The organism is Dehalogenimonas formicexedens, assembly GCF_001953175.1.
GTDB classification, from domain to species: domain Bacteria; phylum Chloroflexota; class Dehalococcoidia; order Dehalococcoidales; family Dehalococcoidaceae; genus Dehalogenimonas; species Dehalogenimonas formicexedens.
Genome location: NZ_CP018258.1, coordinates 121359 through 137912, shown reverse-complemented (window position 1 = coordinate 137912; position 16554 = coordinate 121359). Strand labels below are relative to the sequence as shown.

Annotated in this window: 14 protein-coding genes and 2 riboswitches; of the genes, 3 read left to right on the top strand and 11 right to left on the bottom strand. The window is 55.2% G+C overall.

Going from position 1 to position 16554, the window contains the following annotated elements:
• Positions 1-26 precede the first annotated feature (26 nt).
• Positions 27-392 (top strand): hypothetical protein, encoded by a 366-nt coding sequence (locus tag Dform_RS00715; RefSeq protein ID WP_145925484.1) that lies wholly within the window; start codon positions 27-29, stop codon positions 390-392.
• 2 nt (positions 393-394) lie between these two features.
• On the opposite strand, the gene Dform_RS00710 is transcribed toward Dform_RS00715, so the two are convergent.
• From Dform_RS00710 to Dform_RS00660, 11 genes are all read right to left on the bottom strand, one after another.
• The gene (locus Dform_RS00710; RefSeq protein WP_076003315.1) at positions 395-757 is read right to left on the bottom strand and encodes a hypothetical protein; all 363 of its coding nucleotides are present in this window, start codon (positions 755-757) and stop codon (positions 395-397) included.
• A gap of 27 nt (positions 758-784) precedes the next feature.
• Entirely contained in the window at positions 785-1231 is a 447-nt protein-coding gene (locus tag Dform_RS00705) for a GatB/YqeY domain-containing protein (protein ID WP_076003314.1), read from the bottom strand.
• A gap of 287 nt (positions 1232-1518) precedes the next feature.
• Complete coding sequence (locus tag Dform_RS00700) at positions 1519-1842, bottom strand: hypothetical protein (protein WP_076003313.1); 324 nt, start codon at positions 1840-1842, stop codon at positions 1519-1521.
• Between the two features lie 102 nt (positions 1843-1944).
• A complete protein-coding gene (locus tag Dform_RS00695) occupies positions 1945-2577 on the bottom strand; it encodes a class I SAM-dependent methyltransferase (protein WP_076003312.1) in 633 nt (210 codons plus the stop codon).
• 93 nt (positions 2578-2670) lie between these two features.
• Positions 2671-3018: a hypothetical protein gene (locus Dform_RS00690; RefSeq protein ID WP_076003311.1), complete on the bottom strand. Its 348-nt coding sequence runs from the start codon at positions 3016-3018 to the stop codon at positions 2671-2673.
• A 55-nt stretch (positions 3019-3073) separates the two neighbouring features.
• Positions 3074-4000: a prenyltransferase gene (locus Dform_RS00685; RefSeq protein ID WP_076003310.1), complete on the bottom strand. Its 927-nt coding sequence runs from the start codon at positions 3998-4000 to the stop codon at positions 3074-3076.
• Positions 3984-5087 (bottom strand): 3-dehydroquinate synthase family protein, encoded by a 1104-nt coding sequence (locus Dform_RS00680; protein WP_225973702.1) that lies wholly within the window; start codon positions 5085-5087, stop codon positions 3984-3986. Before Dform_RS00680 ends, Dform_RS00685 begins: the two co-directional genes overlap by 17 nt.
• Before the next feature lie 173 nt (positions 5088-5260).
• Entirely contained in the window at positions 5261-6028 is a 768-nt protein-coding gene (locus Dform_RS00675; RefSeq protein WP_076003309.1) for a class I SAM-dependent methyltransferase, read from the bottom strand.
• A gap of 2 nt (positions 6029-6030) precedes the next feature.
• Positions 6031-6798, bottom strand: a complete 768-nt coding sequence (locus Dform_RS00670) for a class I SAM-dependent methyltransferase (RefSeq protein ID WP_076003308.1) — start codon at positions 6796-6798, stop codon at positions 6031-6033.
• A gap of 490 nt (positions 6799-7288) precedes the next feature.
• A complete protein-coding gene (locus Dform_RS00665) occupies positions 7289-7933 on the bottom strand; it encodes a class I SAM-dependent methyltransferase (protein ID WP_158513444.1) in 645 nt (214 codons plus the stop codon).
• A gap of 145 nt (positions 7934-8078) precedes the next feature.
• On the bottom strand, positions 8079-8813 hold the full coding sequence (locus Dform_RS00660; protein ID WP_076003306.1) for a DedA family protein: 735 nt from the start codon (positions 8811-8813) through the stop codon (positions 8079-8081).
• Positions 8814-9111: 298 nt separating this feature from the next.
• Positions 9112-9197: riboswitch (cyclic di-GMP riboswitch) on the top strand.
• A 178-nt stretch (positions 9198-9375) separates the two neighbouring features.
• A riboswitch (cyclic di-GMP riboswitch) is annotated at positions 9376-9458 on the top strand.
• Between the two features lie 110 nt (positions 9459-9568).
• Here Dform_RS00660 and Dform_RS00655 point away from each other — a divergent pair.
• Both Dform_RS00655 and mscL read left to right on the top strand, forming a co-directional pair.
• Positions 9569-15928 carry an SdrD B-like domain-containing protein gene (locus Dform_RS00655; protein ID WP_076003305.1) on the top strand — a complete coding sequence of 2120 codons (6360 nt, stop codon included), beginning with the start codon at positions 9569-9571 and terminating at the stop codon, positions 15926-15928.
• Between the two features lie 154 nt (positions 15929-16082).
• Positions 16083-16553, top strand: coding sequence for a large conductance mechanosensitive channel protein MscL (mscL, locus tag Dform_RS00650; RefSeq protein ID WP_076003304.1), 471 nt, complete (start codon positions 16083-16085; stop codon positions 16551-16553).
• The last annotated feature ends 1 nt before the right edge of the window (position 16554 follow it).

Here is a 16554-nt window from a genome sequence, read left to right as displayed (position 1 = left end):
GTCTGCAAACCCTTGCGTCTCTTGTCTTGGCCGCTGCCTGGGTCGCGGCTTTGGCCTTGAACGGTTATCAATCGATATCAAGCAGTTCAGGTTTATTGAATCTCATATTGGATATTCTTTTTCAGGGCACAATCAGCGCCGGGGTTTTCGGATTAATCGTTTATACGGGTTTCAAAAAACCTGTCATTTCAGGAATCGTACTGGCTCTATTCATGATTGTCGGAATCGGTTACTTTGTCAGCCCGCGTTCACATGAAGTCAATATTTTCGAAGACCTTGTTGTAGCTTTCTTTATAGCAGCGCAAGGTATTGCGATGGTTTTATATTTCATATCCGCAAAACCAGGGAAAAGAGCCTTCGAACCGCGCAATGATTCGCGGAGCCTGTCCTAGTTTCAAGCTGGCTTGGGTTTTTCTCCTCCCCCCAGCCCCTGGTAGGCGAACCACGCCGCCGGCGCCATCAGCAAACCGAGAATGCTCAATATTGCCGTCAGGGTCAAAATGAGGAGTATGGCGAAACCAACCTGGACCAAAATCTTCGCCGCGCGTTGGTTACTCTGAATAATCAGCAGCGCTCCTGAGAGCAACAGCAGCGCTAAAATCGGAAGACCTACCGTAAAAAATTTCAGCGGGTCAAGGAATTGCGCGAAGCTCCATGTAATGTGAACATTGTTGGATTGGAATATCGAATAGCCGATGGCGATGGCACCCAGCGAACCCAGCCACACCGCCGCCGCAATAACGTACCCTTTTTTCACCTGTTCACCTCCAGGTGTTGATGCCGTTTACTGTTTCAGCAGCTCCGTCACCACCGCCGCTATCTCTTTACCGTCAGCCTTGCCACGTAGCATCGGGGTTAGTTTGCCCATTACCTTGCCCATATCCTGCGGTTTGTTGGCGCCGACCTCGGCAATAACTTTCCTGGCTTCGGCGACAATCTCTTCGCGGCTCAACTGCTTCGGCATGTAGCTCTCGAGGATGTTGAGTTCGGCCTGTTCCTTGTCCACCAGGTCCTGCCGGTTGCCGGCCTTGAACGCCTCGATGCTTTCTTTCCGCTGCTTGATCATCTTGGCGATGACGGCGTGAACTCCGGGATCGTCCAGCTGTTTCTGCTGCTCGATCTCGGCGTAATTGATGGCCGAAAGGATCAGGCGGATCGTATTTAGTTTTACCTTATCGCCGGAGCGCAGGGCTTCCTTTAATTCAACGGGCAGGGTTTCTTTAAGACTCATACGCAGCCTTTCATATGTCGCCTCTGGAGGCTTAACGCGGGTCCATTCCGTTTTCCCCTCGCCCGCACGGCGGGAGAAGGTAGGATGAGGGTTTCGTAAAACGCGTAATTTCGCGAAGCTACGAGCCTTAACCTGATTCTAAGCCGCGTCACCTGAAGTGTCAATCCCAAGTTTTGAGATTGGGATTTTAAATTTTGGATTTGTTTAGAATTTAGAAATTGGGATTTGGGGTTTAAAAAAAGCCAGCCGCCTTCCGGCGGCTGGTCTTTGACTCGAGATTTCTGCTTTTACTTTACGCCAAGTTTGAAATCATGGTCGATGCACGGATGGGGCACCCCGACCTCGTCCTCCAGCCACCGTTTTACCTCTAGATAGGTGTCGCTGGCAATATCGACGCGGGTACGCTTGAACTCACCCTCGGCCATCTTGGCGAAATGGGTGTCCTTCAGCTTGTCCTCGATCTTGATCGGCCAGGAACCCTTATCCCTGGCTGGAATTTTGGCGGTTTCGCCATACTTGCGGCCGAAGATCTCGTCAAAGAGGTCGGCGGCAACTATCGCGTAGTTTTTGTTGGTGATATGCCGGATGGCTTCACCGAGTGTCAGTCCCATGGGCAGATAGCTCCTCCATCTCTAATAATTTCAAAATAAATTGGTAACCCCAGGTTAAGCAATATAGTATACACCGTCCCGGTGTCGATTGGTAGACGGAGTTTAACCCGCTGCCGTTAAAGGCAGTTTCCCCTGCAGGGGTTTGACCGCTTTCACGAAGATATACAAGCCGCGGACAGATTCGAGCTCTTCGACTTCGAACCCGGCCTCGGTCAGCATCTGCCGCCATTCTTCCTTGGTATGGACGAACATGATGCCGCGTTCGACTACGTAGCGGACGAAGGTGTTCATGAAGAACGACAATATGCGGTTTTTCGGCTGGTAGATATCGAAGATGATGATCTTGCCGCCGGGTTTCAACGCCTGGTAGCTTTTCTGCAGCAGTCGTGAAAACAGCTTGAATTCGTGTGACGCGCTGGAATTATAAATCCGGTCGAATTCGCCGTCCTTGAACTGTACCTGGTAGGCGTTGCCCTTGATCAGTTCTTTGTTGGGGCGCTTGACCTTGGCGTTCCTGGCCAGCATGGCGTCAGACTGATCCAGGCCGACGATGCGCTTGGCATTGATCGTATTGCTGATGTAGCCGGTGCCGCAGCACAGGTCCAGTATTTCCATCTGCGAGGTATCCTCATTAAGCATGCGCTTCCTCATGCTCTCGTAAGTGCCGCCCATGAAAAGCTTGGTCAGAAAGTCATACAGCGGCGCGATCGTTTCAAAAAACTTCGGTTCTACCATGTTCCATCCTTAAATCAGGTTTTTCCTCTCCCCCGGTGGGAGAGGAATTAAAGGAAAGGGGGAAAGCCCTCACGATTCTGGATTCCAACAAAACTATTTCAGGCTTCCCGGAGGCGCCTCGACCTGTTTCTTCCCTTCCGGCGATAAACTCGACCAGGCTTTGTGCAGCGCTTTCTCGGTCTTGTACAAACGGGTCACCGCTTCAGCCAGGTTCTGCTCGTTCGGCCATTGCCCCGGCGAGCAAACCAGCTGCTTTCCGGCAAACTCAGGTTTCAATGGCATGTCCATCCCGAACCCGGAAATCGTCAGCCGGTACGGTTCGGTGCTCAGGCAATTGGACACATCAGCGGTGAGTTTTGAGATTTCACTCACGATCTTTTTGGCTTCTTGATAATCGTCCAGGGCTTCGCGGTAACACTGGAGTTCCTGTCCATTTTTCATGCTGGTCTCCGATCGCACGTGACCTGATCAACTACACAATTTGTTAAACCTGGCTTCACGCCGTCATAAAACCGATAGCCACGGCGGCGTTAGTGAGAGAATATATTAATACCATGTACTTGTTTGCCTTGGCAATTTTAAGGGGGTCTTTGAACTCCCGATGCGCTGTCCTGGCGGCTGAGACGGCAAGGGGTACGCCCAGGAACGTCAGAGACGCCACCGGCGGTAAAACCCCGGTGCCGATTAGCACAGCGATGTAAACATAAATGGAGGCCAGCGAGGCGATGAACAGGTTTTTCGAACCCCGGGGCGTCAGACGGTAAGTCAGGTTTTTCTTGCCCGCCGCCTTATCTTCGGCGTAGTCGGGGATCTCATTGATGAGGATCATCGTCCACATGCACAGGCCGGGGATAATGCCCACGAGGACAATATCGAGAGAGAGTGAAGAGGTGTGGATGAAGTAAGCCCAGGCCGTCAGTACCGGTCCGTAACCGACGAGCATCGCCAGTTCGCCGAGCCCCCGGTAAGCCAGGCGGAACGGCCTGGCGGAGTAGGCAATAGAGATGAACGCGCCGATGCCGGCGATATACAGGCTCCCGATTCCGGCGGCGAAGGCGAAAAATATACCGCAGATGAGAGCGAAGACGTACAGACCGATGATGACCGTCATCGCTTGCCTGGGTTTGACGCGGCCCGAAGCCAGTACGCCGGAACCGCCTGAGAAAGGATTTTTCGTCTCGGCGGTAGATTTGTCGGTGCCGTACTGGAAGTCCAGGGTGTCGTTGAACATGGTGAGGCCGATTTGCACCGCTGAAGCCGCCAAAAAAGCGATGATGAAGTAGAGCGGATTGAAGACACCTGCGGCGAAAGCGGCAGCCCCGGCGATGATCACCGGGAACACTCCTTGCGGCAGGAATTTCAGGCGAGCGGCCTGAACCCACACGCCGAAAGGTACGCTCGAAGGGCTAGTAAGCGCTCTCAAGGACTTGCCTCAACACCAGCTCCGGCACCTTGCAGGCAATCTTGCCGTTCTCTTTGTGGAAATCGCAGAACTGCGCCAGCAGGAAGAAGTCGTTGATGGCGGTGCGCCGCTTGTTATCGAAGGTTAGTGTTTCCAGGATTTCTTCGATGGAAATCTCCGGGGGAATGCGCGTCGGCAGCCCGATCTTCCGGAAGATGTTCTCTATGCGTTGGGCGAGGACAGGGTCCATGAAACCCAGCGCCGCCGAGATCTTGGCTTCCACCGTCATGCCGATAGCGATAGCCTCGCCGTGCAGCAGTTGGCCGTTCTTGCGGATCTCCAGGGCGTGGCCGATGGTATGGCCCAGTTCCAGTTGGGGGTCGAGCTTGCCCTCGTAAGGGTCGATCTTCAGCAGTTCGAGCTTCAGTTCGATTGTATGGGCGGAGATGTACTCAATGTCTTCCCATGAAAAATCCGGAGACCGGGAACCTATGAACTCGAAGAAACTCTCCTCCTGGCATAGCCCGTGCTTGACCGATTCGGCCAGGCCGGCCCTGATCTGGCGTACCGGGAGGTCCCGCAGGAAAGCGAAGTCGATAAAGACGAATTCGGGCGGATAATACTGGCCGAACAGGTTCTTGCCTTTTTTGTAGTTGACCGCCTGTTTCTGGCCGATAGAGGAATCTATCTGGGCTACCATCGTTGTGGGCACGTGGAAGAACCGGATGCCGCGGAAGAGAAGTGCCGCCAGCAGGCCGCCAAGGTTGCCGACCACGCCACCGCCCAGGCAGACGATGACGGAAGACTTGGTCGCGCGGGCGTCCAGGATCTCGGCTCCCAAGGATTCGAGGGTCGACAGCGTCTTGGATTGTTCTCCCGCCGGGAAAATGAAAGCTTTGGTCGGAGCGATCCTTTCGAGCTGAGCCAGCACCGGTTCGAGGAAGACCTTGGCGACGGTGTCATCGGTGACGATGAAAAACCTGTCGGCGTTGAGCGTTCCGGCGCACTCGCCCAGCCGGTCGAGGATGTTGCGGCCGATATAGATCGGGCGGAACCTGCCGCCGCCGATATCGTACTGAAGCGTATTCATCGATGAGGTGTCGATCATTTCTTGTACCCTGCGAGTCTCCCGGTAGTGCAGGCATCCTGCCTGCGCCTTACCGCTCTATTTTCCCTTTACCGTCGCTCCGATTGCTTTCGACCCGATCTTCTCCCGGTTGGAAGCGTTAAACGAGGATTTGAGAATTTAAATTTGTTTGGTATTTGTATCTTGTCTCTTGGTTATTTCTTGTATCCCACCACCACCGTGCCCATACCCCCGCTCTGGTACTTGTGCCACACGTCCTTGAAGCCGTTGTCGGTCAGGATTTTGGCGATGTCGGTGTTCTTCGGCAGCAGCATCACGGAATTATAGAGGTATCGCGGCGAGCCCTTGGCGGTGCCCAGGACAAACCCGGCCAGCGGCAGCATGTATTTCAGGGCAAACAGGTATAGTCCCCGGAGCGGCTGGTGCTCGGGTTTGGTCATATCCTGGATGATGAACATGCCGCCCGGCTTGAGCGCCTTGAAGACGTTCTGCGCCGCCAGGTTCTTATTCATGAAATTGCGGAAGGCGAAGCAGGTGGTGATGACATCGTACTTGTTTTCGCCGTAGGGCACCTCGGAGTCGCCCACCCAAAAATTGATCTTGCGGCCTTTGAAGCCTTTTTCGTAGCGCTTCTTGGCCACCTCGACCATTTCCGGCACCAGGTCGAAGGCGTCGATGTCGATATCATCGAAATTCTTGGCGGTGTTGAAGGTGACGAAACCCGTGCCGCAGGCCAGGTCCAGCATCTTCAGGTTTTTTTTGTCTTTCTTGTAATGGCCGATGACCTTGAGCACGTCCTTCACCCACCGCCGGTGGATGCCCAGGCCGATGATGTCGTCAGTCAGGTCGTACTTGGGGGCCTGGTAGCCGAAAAGCTCCAGCATGTAAGCCTTGCGCTTTTTAGCCGCCTCGGAGTCGAAACCGGGGTCCTGTAAACGCTGTTCCGCTGTTCCCGCCGCCATCCCTAACCCTCCGGTTTGAATCCGACGATGATGCAGGCGATACCGCCTGAAAGGCTCTTGTAATAACACCTGGTGAAACCGCTATCCTCCAGGATCTTCTGGATCTGGGCATTGGTCGGCATCATGTCGGTGCTTTTCTTGAGCCAGCCCGCCGCCGTCCGCTCGGTACCGAGGACTTTGGCGAAGACCGGCAGGATGAATTTCATGTAGAAAGCGTAGAGGCCCTTCATCGGCTGCTTCTCGGGCTTGGTCAAGTCCTGGATGATGAACATGCCGCCCGGTTTCAAAGCGTTGAAGACATTCTTGGTCGCCAGGTTCTTGTTCGCGAAGTTGCGATAAGCAAAGGAAGTGGTGACGAGATCATATTTGCCGTTGCCGAACGGTATCTCGGCGTCGGCCACCCAGAACTTGATCTTGCGGCCTTTGAAGCCTTTTTCGTAGCGCTCCTTGGCTACCTTGATCATGTCCGGAGACAGGTCGAAGGATTCGATGTTGTCTATCGCCGGGACCTTCCGGGCGACGTTGAAGGTGACGAATCCGGTGCCGCAGCCCATGTCCAGCATGTCGGCGCGTTTCTTGCCCTTCATGTATTTCTTGATGACATTGACCATGGTTCGTACCCACAGCCGATGGGCGTACAGGCCGTAAATGTCATCGTGGAAATCGTAGTTCTTGGCCTGGACCACGAACAGGTCCACCATGTACTTCTTGCGTTTCCGGGCTTCGTCGGAATCGAACCCCGGATCCTTCACCGGCGCGATAGTTTCCATCAACACTCCTTGCCCTGACTGGTACTTCAGGCTTCCCTGCCTGTATCCATACCCCGAACCGGTAGCACAGGCATCCTTGCCTGTGTCGTCGTCGAGCCCAATGTTTTAAATGGCCGCAAGCCGCCGCCGGTAAAGATTTGAGAGATAGCCGCGTTTGGCTTGAATCTGGCTTTTCCGGGCCGTTTTTTCGGCGCGAACGGTTTTAAATAATAGGGTTGAGGACTCAATATGTCAAGTTAGGGAGTCCAAATCTGTCATTCTGAGCCATGCGAAGAATCTCGGTGTCCCGAACGAATAATAACACTTGACCGATCAGGATATCTCGATGCTGCGTGATACACTCATCCCTGATCCATTTCGCTAGCCGCATGAATCTGGAATTTCCCGGCTAATCTCCGACCGCGTTATGGGTCATTGAAATATCGGTAGGATTCATCCGGAACTCAATCTAAAAGCTGATAGCTGGCTGCTGACGGCTTCATGCTAAACCTCACCCCGCCACCACCGCCCTGAAGATACCCATAATGTTTTTCTGTCTTCTAATCGTGAGTCCCGCGTCCGCCAGCAGTTTCCCCAGGTCGCGCCGGGCAAAATCCCGGTAATACTTGCTCTCGTACAACCGGATTAACGAGTTCAATACCGATTTGATCCCTTTCGACAGGTCGGCGTATTCGACGATAAGTATCTCACCCCGCCCCCTCGTCACCCGCCTCATTTCTTTCAGCACCTGGACCTCGATCTCCCGCGGCATGTCATGCAGCGCCAGCGAGATCGACGAACCGTCGAAGGAGTTGTCCCCAAACGGCAGGCAAGCGGCATTGGCTTGGGTGAATTCCAGCTTTAAACCGGGCTTGATCCTGTGGCGCGCCCTTTCAAGCATCGCCCCGGACAGGTCTACGCCTGTGACGCTGTACCGTCGCCGCGCGAACTCCGCCGCCTGGTCGCCTGTGCCGGTAGCCACGTCGATGATCTTGCTGCCTCGGGGCGCGCATAGAAATGAAGCGGCTTTTCTCCTCAATGGGGGAAAAACGAATCGCAGCAGATCGTAAAAAGGCGCCACCCCGGCGAAGAACTTTTTATTGTAGTCTTCATGGGCGCTGATAGTCTCCGGCAAGCACGCGTTTAGGCTGTTCACGCTTTCGATATTACCACCCTCCCGTCGAGTCCCAAAAAGTTACATTCGAAATTTGGGTTCTGGATTTGAATACTATTTGGAAATTTTGAGATTGCAATTCCTAAGTTTCCATGCTGGCTGCTGTCCGCTGATTGCCGACCGCTCCCTAACCGATCTCCTCCATCGCCCCTTTTTTATTCTTCCGGGGTTTCTCCGGCGGCAGCGGGCAGGTCCGGGGCTGATAGCTGGAGAAACTGTCATTGACCTTGCTGGGATGTTTTTTCTCGTACCAGGCCTGCAGCCGCGCCATCATGAACCAGAAAAAAGCCACTCCCACCGTCACCGCCAGGACGATTTCCCAGGTCTGTACTTTGATCCCCAGGAACACCGCCCCGTGCGGTGCAACCGACCCGGCGGCGATCCGGGTGCCGTCGGCGACCAGCGCCGAGAACGCCGAGCCCAGGACGAACTGCCGGTACTTGATGTTGGACAGCCCGGAGGCGATGGATGCCGCCGTAAGCAGCCCCGGCCCCAGGCGGGTGAACAGAATAGAGGTCGTCGAATGCTTGTTCAGCCTCGTTTCCAGATCTATCAGCTTGTTCTCCAGCTTCGGCGAGTGGGCGCACAACCAGTCGGAGAACCTGTCCCCGTACTTCTTGGACAGCAGGAAAATGCCGGTGTACCCCATGGCTCTGCCCGCGAAGATCGCCCCGAAGAAAATCACCACCTGCCAGGCGGCCAGCCCGAAGGTGAATCCGATGAAAATAAGCGTCAGGTCGCACACCGCAAAGTCCGGTATGCCCACCTCCATGATAATACCAAGCAGTATCAGCCCGCCGATAGCAAAAGGGCTGACCGAGAGTATCGCTCCGGATAGAGAATCGAATAAGTTCTGGACCATTTATCGGTATCCTCACACGGGAGGAGGCAAAAGATGAATTCCCTTAATGACAGGCTATACTCAAATCTATACTTTGACAATACGTACTTCTACGCATCTTGGGTGGGTAAAACACTGAAAAAAGCGGCCTTCATAACCTCGATTCTCTAATTATTTCATTACGATCTGTAAGGTTTCTTTGACCGCCATCATGACTTACCCGCCTATGATTCATCTCTATTTTTTCAAAATGCTTCAAAAAGTGAGTTAAAGTGAGGTTACGGCATCTTGATTTTACATATGTTCTAGTCTTACGATGGTAATTCCAGGATGTAATGATCCGCAGCTTGTAATTGGTCACTTTTAGGTTGCGGGGAGCAAGTAGTGAAACCGGCCTGACGTAAGGCCGGTTTATTGTTTTGGAGGAGGCAATAAACCAGGGGCAATGGCAGTACGTAAAATTGGCTCCAAAAATAAGTAATTTTACGTATTGTATTCGCCGCCCGACGGCCTCAACAATAGTAGCGTTACCTAGGTAGTCTCAAAACGGAGGAGGTTTTGAGTCTGGTCCAGGTACCATGATCTATACATGGGACGCGATGATCTGCCGCCTGTAATCTGGTCACCTCGGCGGCGAGGAGCAAATGGTGAAACCGGCCCCGAAAGCTATTTCGGACCGGTTTTTCTTTTTTGGACCAGCGAAAAGAGACAAAAAATGAAACAAAACACCATCAACGACATCCTGGGGGTTGTTTACGATATCAAAGGAGGAGAAAATGACTAAGAAGCAGACCCTTTTCTACAAAGTGGCAATTATCGCCGCCGGTCTACTTGCGACGATGGCCATGCTTTTCGCCGCTATCGGGCCGACTAAGACAGACGCCGCCGGCGGCAGCGTTACTCAGACAAGCCTCGGCTGGCGAAATGGACCAAATGCCCAGGTTTGGGGTAATGGCAACTATGGCGAGTATCCTGAAGGGGATTATTGGCAATCTCAGATTTTGATCACAAACGGCACATCAGCAGCCATCGATATCTCTGGTTTCGGGTTCATTCTGGATTTTTATAATTCTGGAACCGTGGGAGTCGATTGGGTTAAAAACTTAGCGTGGAGCATGACTCCCAGCGCATACTTCGTTGCGGGCGATGGACCGAGTGACCGTTACCCATACACAGGTCATGTCGCTGGCGATGATATTGGTTTAAGTGATTGGAAAACCGGTTGGACTCCGTTCACCCCTAAGGTGATCAATATGCCTTGGGATCCCGGCACCGACTCTTATATCACAACGGAAAGCCAGACTGCTCCCGCGGCCAGCCATTTTTGGGGTGGGTTCGATGTTAATCCACCACCAACTATGTTGCAGCCCGGGGAATCTCTTGCAATCTACTTTGAACCCCACCTGGCTCTAACCTTTATTTGGAGCCACGGGGCGGAAAATTTGCTGCCGCAAATTGATGGCGTTTATCCCGGGTCTGGAGGCACGCCAACAACGTTCGATCGGCCTTGGACTGCCCAATACAATGGCGCTGGGTTCTATCCCGGTTCCTCACTGCATGGTTCTATCGTTTACAGTGGTTTGAAGACTTTCCAACTTCCCAGCGGCGCAGTTGTTAACGGCGTCATATCCGGGTATAAATACAACGATAAAGATGTCTCTGGGACATTCACTGCCGGAGATGTCGGCATCCCGGGGTGGCCGATAAAACTGTACGCGACGGTTGAGGGTGTACCCATCACAGTTTCAACCGTAACGGATTCTAATGGTTTTTATCAATTCACTAATTTGCCCTATGGCACTTATTCGGTAAAAGAAGCCCCTGAAAATGGGGCGAGCATCCCGGCTGGTTATGAGAACTTCGTTCATTCCTTCCCTGCCAATGGCACAATTTCTGGGATAGTATTAACATCACCCGCCCCAGTAAGTGCCAATAACAACTTCTTCAACTACGGCACCGGCAAACTAACTGTTACCAAAAGTGTTGTTCTTGGCAGCGTAGTTAACCCTGCCGGTATCAGTGAAACATTCACTATTCACGTTACCGGGCCCGGTGGTTATTCGCACGACATCACCTTTACACTTACCAATGGTGTTTTGCAATCTCCAACATCTGTGACTCTTGAAGGCTTGATTCCCGGTTCCTATACCGTTTCAGAAGACAATCCTGGGGCTGAATGGACCGTTACAGGAGGCGGCAGTGTCACTGTAAATAGCGGGCAAACCGCAACCAGTACCGTGACCAACACCTTCAAGCCCGGCTCCCTCGAGATCACCAAGGTCATCGATTTCAATGGCGCTGTCAATTCAGCCTCCATTGACGAGACCTTCACCGTCAAGGTAGTCGGTCCTTCCTACCCCGGCGAGGGCACCACCCATCAGTTCGTCCTGGATAATGGCGCCATCGTCGCGCCCAATCCTTGGCTCCTCACCGGCCTCATCCCCGGCGACTACACCATCACCGAAGTCGATGCCGGTGCCGAGTGGACCGAGACCGTTCCCGCTTCTGCGGTCGCTGTCAGCGCCGGTGGCGTGGCCACCGCTGACGTCACCAATGATTACGTCCCCGGCTCCCTCGAGATCACCAAGGTCATCGATTTCAATGGCGCTGTCAATTCAGCCTCCATTGATGAGACCTTCACCGTCAAGGTAGTCGGTCCTTCCTACCCCGGCGAGGGCACCACCCATCAGTTCGTCCTGGATAATGGCGCCATCGTCGCGCCCAATCCTTGGCTCCTCACCGGCCTCATCCCCGGCGACTACACCATCACCGAAGTCGATGCCGGTGCCGAGTGGACCGAGACCGTTCCCGCTTCTGCGGTCGCTGTCAGTGCCGGCGTCAAGGCTACCGCTGACGTCACCAATGATTACGTCCCCGGCTCCCTCGAGATCACCAAGATCATCGATTTCAATGGCGCTGTCAATTCAGCCTCCATTGACGAGACCTTCACCGTCAAGGTAGTCGGTCCTTCCTACCCCGGCGAGGGCACCACCCATCAGTTCGTCCTGGATAATGGCGCCATCGTCGCGCCCAATCCTTGGCTCCTCACCGGCCTCATCCCCGGCGACTACACCATCACCGAAGTCGATGCCGGTGCCGAGTGGACCGAGACCGTTCCCGCTTCTGCGGTCGCTGTCAGCGCCGGCGTCAAGGCCACCGCTGACGTCACCAATGATTACGTCCCCGGCTCCCTCGAGATCACCAAGGTCATCGATTTCAATGGCGCTGTCAATTCAGCCTCCATTGACGAGACCTTCACCGTCAAGGTAGTCGGTCCTTCCTACCCCGGCGAGGGCACCACCCATCAGTTCGTCCTGGATAATGGCGCCATCGTCGCGCCCAATCCTTGGCTCCTCACCGGCCTCATCCCCGGCGACTACACCATCACCGAAGTCGATGCCGGTGCCGAGTGGACCGAGACCGTACCCGCTTCTGCGGTCGCTGTCAGCGCCGGTGGCGTGGCCACCGCTGACGTCACCAATGATTACGTCCCCGGCTCCCTCGAGATCACCAAGGTCATCGATTTCAATGGCGCTGTCAATTCAGCCTCCATTGACGAGACCTTCACCGTCAAGGTAGTCGGTCCTTCCTACCCCGGCGAGGGCACCACCCATCAGTTCGTCCTGGATAATGGCGCCATCGTCGCGCCCAATCCTTGGCTCCTCACCGGCCTCATCCCCGGCGACTACACCATCACCGAAGTCGATGCCGGTGCCGAGTGGACCGAGACCGTTCCCGCTTCTGCGGTCGCTGTCAGTGCCGGCGTCAAGGCCACCGCTGACGTCACCAATGATTACGTCCCCGGCTCCCTCGAGATCACCAAGGTCATCGATTTCAATGGCGCTGTCAATTCAGCCTCCATTGATGAGACCTTCACCGTCAAGGTAGTCGGTCCTTCCTACCCCGGCGAGGGCACCACCCATCAGTTCGTCCTGGATAATGGCGCCATCGTCGCGCCCAATCCTTGGCTCCTCACCGGCCTCATCCCCGGCGACTACACCATCACCGAAGTCGATGCCGGTGCCGAGTGGACCGAGACCGTTCCCGCTTCTGCGGTCGCTGTCAGTGCCGGCGTCAAGGCTACCGCTGACGTCACCAATGATTACGTCCCCGGCTCCCTCGAGATCACCAAGATCATCGATTTCAATGGCGCTGTCAATTCAGCCTCCATTGACGAGACCTTCACCGTCAAGGTAGTCGGTCCTTCCTACCCCGGCGAGGGCACCACCCATCAGTTCGTCCTGGATAATGGCGCCATCGTCGCGCCCAATCCTTGGCTCCTCACCGGCCTCATCCCCGGCGACTACACCATCACCGAAGTCGATGCCGGTGCCGAGTGGACCGAGACCGTTCCCGCTTCTGCGGTCGCTGTCAGCGCCGGCGTCAAGGCCACCGCTGACGTCACCAATGATTACGTCCCCGGCTCCCTCGAGATCACCAAGGTCATCGATTTCAATGGCGCTGTCAATTCAGCCTCCATTGACGAGACCTTCACCGTCAAGGTAGTCGGTCCTTCCTACCCCGGCGAGGGCACCACCCATCAGTTCGTCCTGGATAATGGCGCCATCGTCGCGCCCAATCCTTGGCTCCTCACCGGCCTCATCCCCGGCGACTACACCATCACCGAAGTCGATGCCGGTGCCGAGTGGACCGAGACCGTTCCCGCTTCTGCGGTCGCTGTCAGCGCCGGTGGCGTGGCCACCGCTGACGTCACCAATGATTACGTCCCCGGCTCCCTCGAGATCACCAAGGTCATCGATTTCAATGGCGCTGTCAATTCAGCCTCCATTGATGAGACCTTCACCGTCAAGGTAGTCGGTCCTTCCTACCCCGGCGAGGGCACCACCCATCAGTTCGTCCTGGATAATGGCGCCATCGTCGCGCCCAATCCTTGGCTCCTCACCGGCCTCATCCCCGGCGACTACACCATCACCGAAGTCGATGCCGGTGCCGAGTGGACCGAGACCGTTCCCGCTTCTGCGGTCGCTGTCAGTGCCGGCGTCAAGGCTACCGCTGACGTCACCAATGATTACGTCCCCGGCTCCCTCGAGATCACCAAGATCATCGATTTCAATGGCGCTGTCAATTCAGCCTCCATTGACGAGACCTTCACCGTCAAGGTAGTCGGTCCTTCCTACCCCGGCGAGGGCACCACCCATCAGTTCGTCCTGGATAATGGCGCCATCGTCGCGCCCAATCCTTGGCTCCTCACCGGCCTCATCCCCGGCGACTACACCATCACCGAAGTCGATGCCGGTGCCGAGTGGACCGAGACCGTACCCGCTTCTGCGGTCGCTGTCAGCGCCGGTGGCGTGGCCACCGCTGACGTCACCAATGATTACGTCCCCGGCTCCCTCGAGATCACCAAGGTCATCGATTTCAATGGCGCTGTCAATTCAGCCTCCATTGATGAGACCTTCACCGTCAAGGTAGTCGGTCCTTCCTACCCCGGCGAGGGCACCACCCATCAGTTCGTCCTGGATAATGGCGCCATCGTCGCGCCCAATCCTTGGCTCCTCACCGGCCTCATCCCCGGCGACTACACCATCACCGAAGTCGATGCCGGTGCCGAGTGGACCGAGACCGTTCCCGCTTCTGCGGTCGCTGTCAGTGCCGGCGTCAAGGCTACCGCTGACGTCACCAATGATTACGTCCCCGGCTCCCTCGAGATCACCAAGATCATCGATTTCAATGGCGCTGTCAATTCAGCCTCCATTGACGAGACCTTCACCGTCAAGGTAGTCGGTCCTTCCTACCCCGGCGAGGGCACCACCCATCAGTTCGTCCTGGATAATGGCGCCATCGTCGCGCCCAATCCTTGGCTCCTCACCGGCCTCATCCCCGGCGACTACACCATCACCGAAGTCGATGCCGGTGCCGAGTGGACCGAGACCGTTCCCGCTTCTGCGGTCGCTGTCAGCGCCGGCGTCAAGGCTACCGCTGACGTCACCAATGACTTCGTCCCCGGCTCCCTAACCATCACTAAAGTAGTAGTCTTGGGTGCCTATCCGTTTGCCTCGACTACTACCCTTGACTTCACTGTCAAAGTGACTGGTCCTTCCTATCCTGGACCGGATGGAACCACCCTCACCTTTAATCTGGTAAATGGTGTGATCTCTGGTGCTCAGACTCTCGATAACCTGATTCCTGGTGTATATACCGTCACCGAGACCGATCCTGGCGTCGCCTGGACTGTAACGAACCTGACAGGCAATGTAACCGTGGATCCAGGCACCCCAACAGCCACCAGGACCATCACCAATACTTTGAAGCAACCTAATACAACTGTAACTATCGGTTCGGATACTTGGGAAACGTTCCCAGGTGGAAATGTCACAATCACCGTGACTGAAGAAAATACAGGGGACGTCCCGCTGTCCAACGTGAGCGTTGTCGTCACTCAGAACGATGGCAGTCCGTTGACCCTGTCCGCTCCTCCAACTTCCGGCGATGCCAACACCGATGGTATTCTCGACACGGACGAGACCTGGACATGGGTGTACCTGACCACCATAAGCGTTGACACCACTTTCCAGGCTACCGGTCACGGAACCGACCCGCTAGGCAACGATATCACCGTTCCCAACTATCCTACGGAACAGGACGATGTGTTCGTTGAGGTTAACGGCGCCACCCGCACCATCGGCTTCTGGAAGACCCATTGGGACTTTACCGAGCACGTGTTCACTGATCCAACGGGTTTGAACAGCAACATCAATCTCGGGACTTGGGGTGGTAAGACCTGGACCATCACCACCATGGAACAATTGATGGGTCTACTCTGGGCTAATACAGCCAAGAATGCTGATGAAACTTCGAGCTCTCGTCTAACCATCGACCAAGCTAAGATCCACACCGCCCAGCAAGCTCTGGCCGCCATCCTCAATGACGCAATGGCTGGTGGAGCTCCACTGCCAGTGACTCTAACCGATATAGTTGGAGTTCTTGAAGGCAACAGCATCGGCCAGGTTCGTAGCCTAGGGTCAACACTCGATGCCTACAACAACAGCGGTGATAACATCGCTCTTGATCCTAGCTTGCCCCCCACCAAGAAAGGTGATGAAGGCAAACCCAAGGATCTGGCTGACATTCCTTGGGCTAACACAACCCCTGAGGCACCGAAAGGTAAGAAGTAGACACCGTTTCCATGAAAGAGGAGGAGGGGCTTTCGCCCCTCCTCTCTTAATCCCCCCAGATTCCTGTCAAGCAAAAAATAATCGTAAAACCCCTTGATTTAGCCTTTACGCTGACGTAGCATAGACCCATCCTGATTGCCTTGAAAGGAGGCTTATGTTCAAGGAATTCCGCACCTTCATCATGCGTGGCAACGTCGTCGACCTGGCCGTCGGCATCGTCATCGGCGCGGCTTTCGGCGCCGTCATCAATTCCTTCGTCAAGGACATCCTGATGCCGCCTATCGGCCTGGCTTTGGGCGGCGTGGACTTCACCAATATGTACGCCGTGCTCAAGGAAGGAGCCACGGCCGGGCCATACGATTCTCTGGCTTCCGCCCAGGCAGCCGGCGCCGTCACCATGAACTTCGGCGTCTTCATCAACGTCATCATCAGCTTTTTGATCGTGGCCGCCGCCATCTTCTTCGTGGTCGTCAAGCCGCTCAACATGATCGCCGCCCGCGAGGCCGCTAAAAAGGCCGCCGCCGCCGTTCCCGCCGCCCCGACCACCAAGGACTGCCCTTACTGCTCGACATCGATCCCGATAAAGGCCACCCGTTGCCCCAACTGCACTTCGGAGCTTAAGTAGA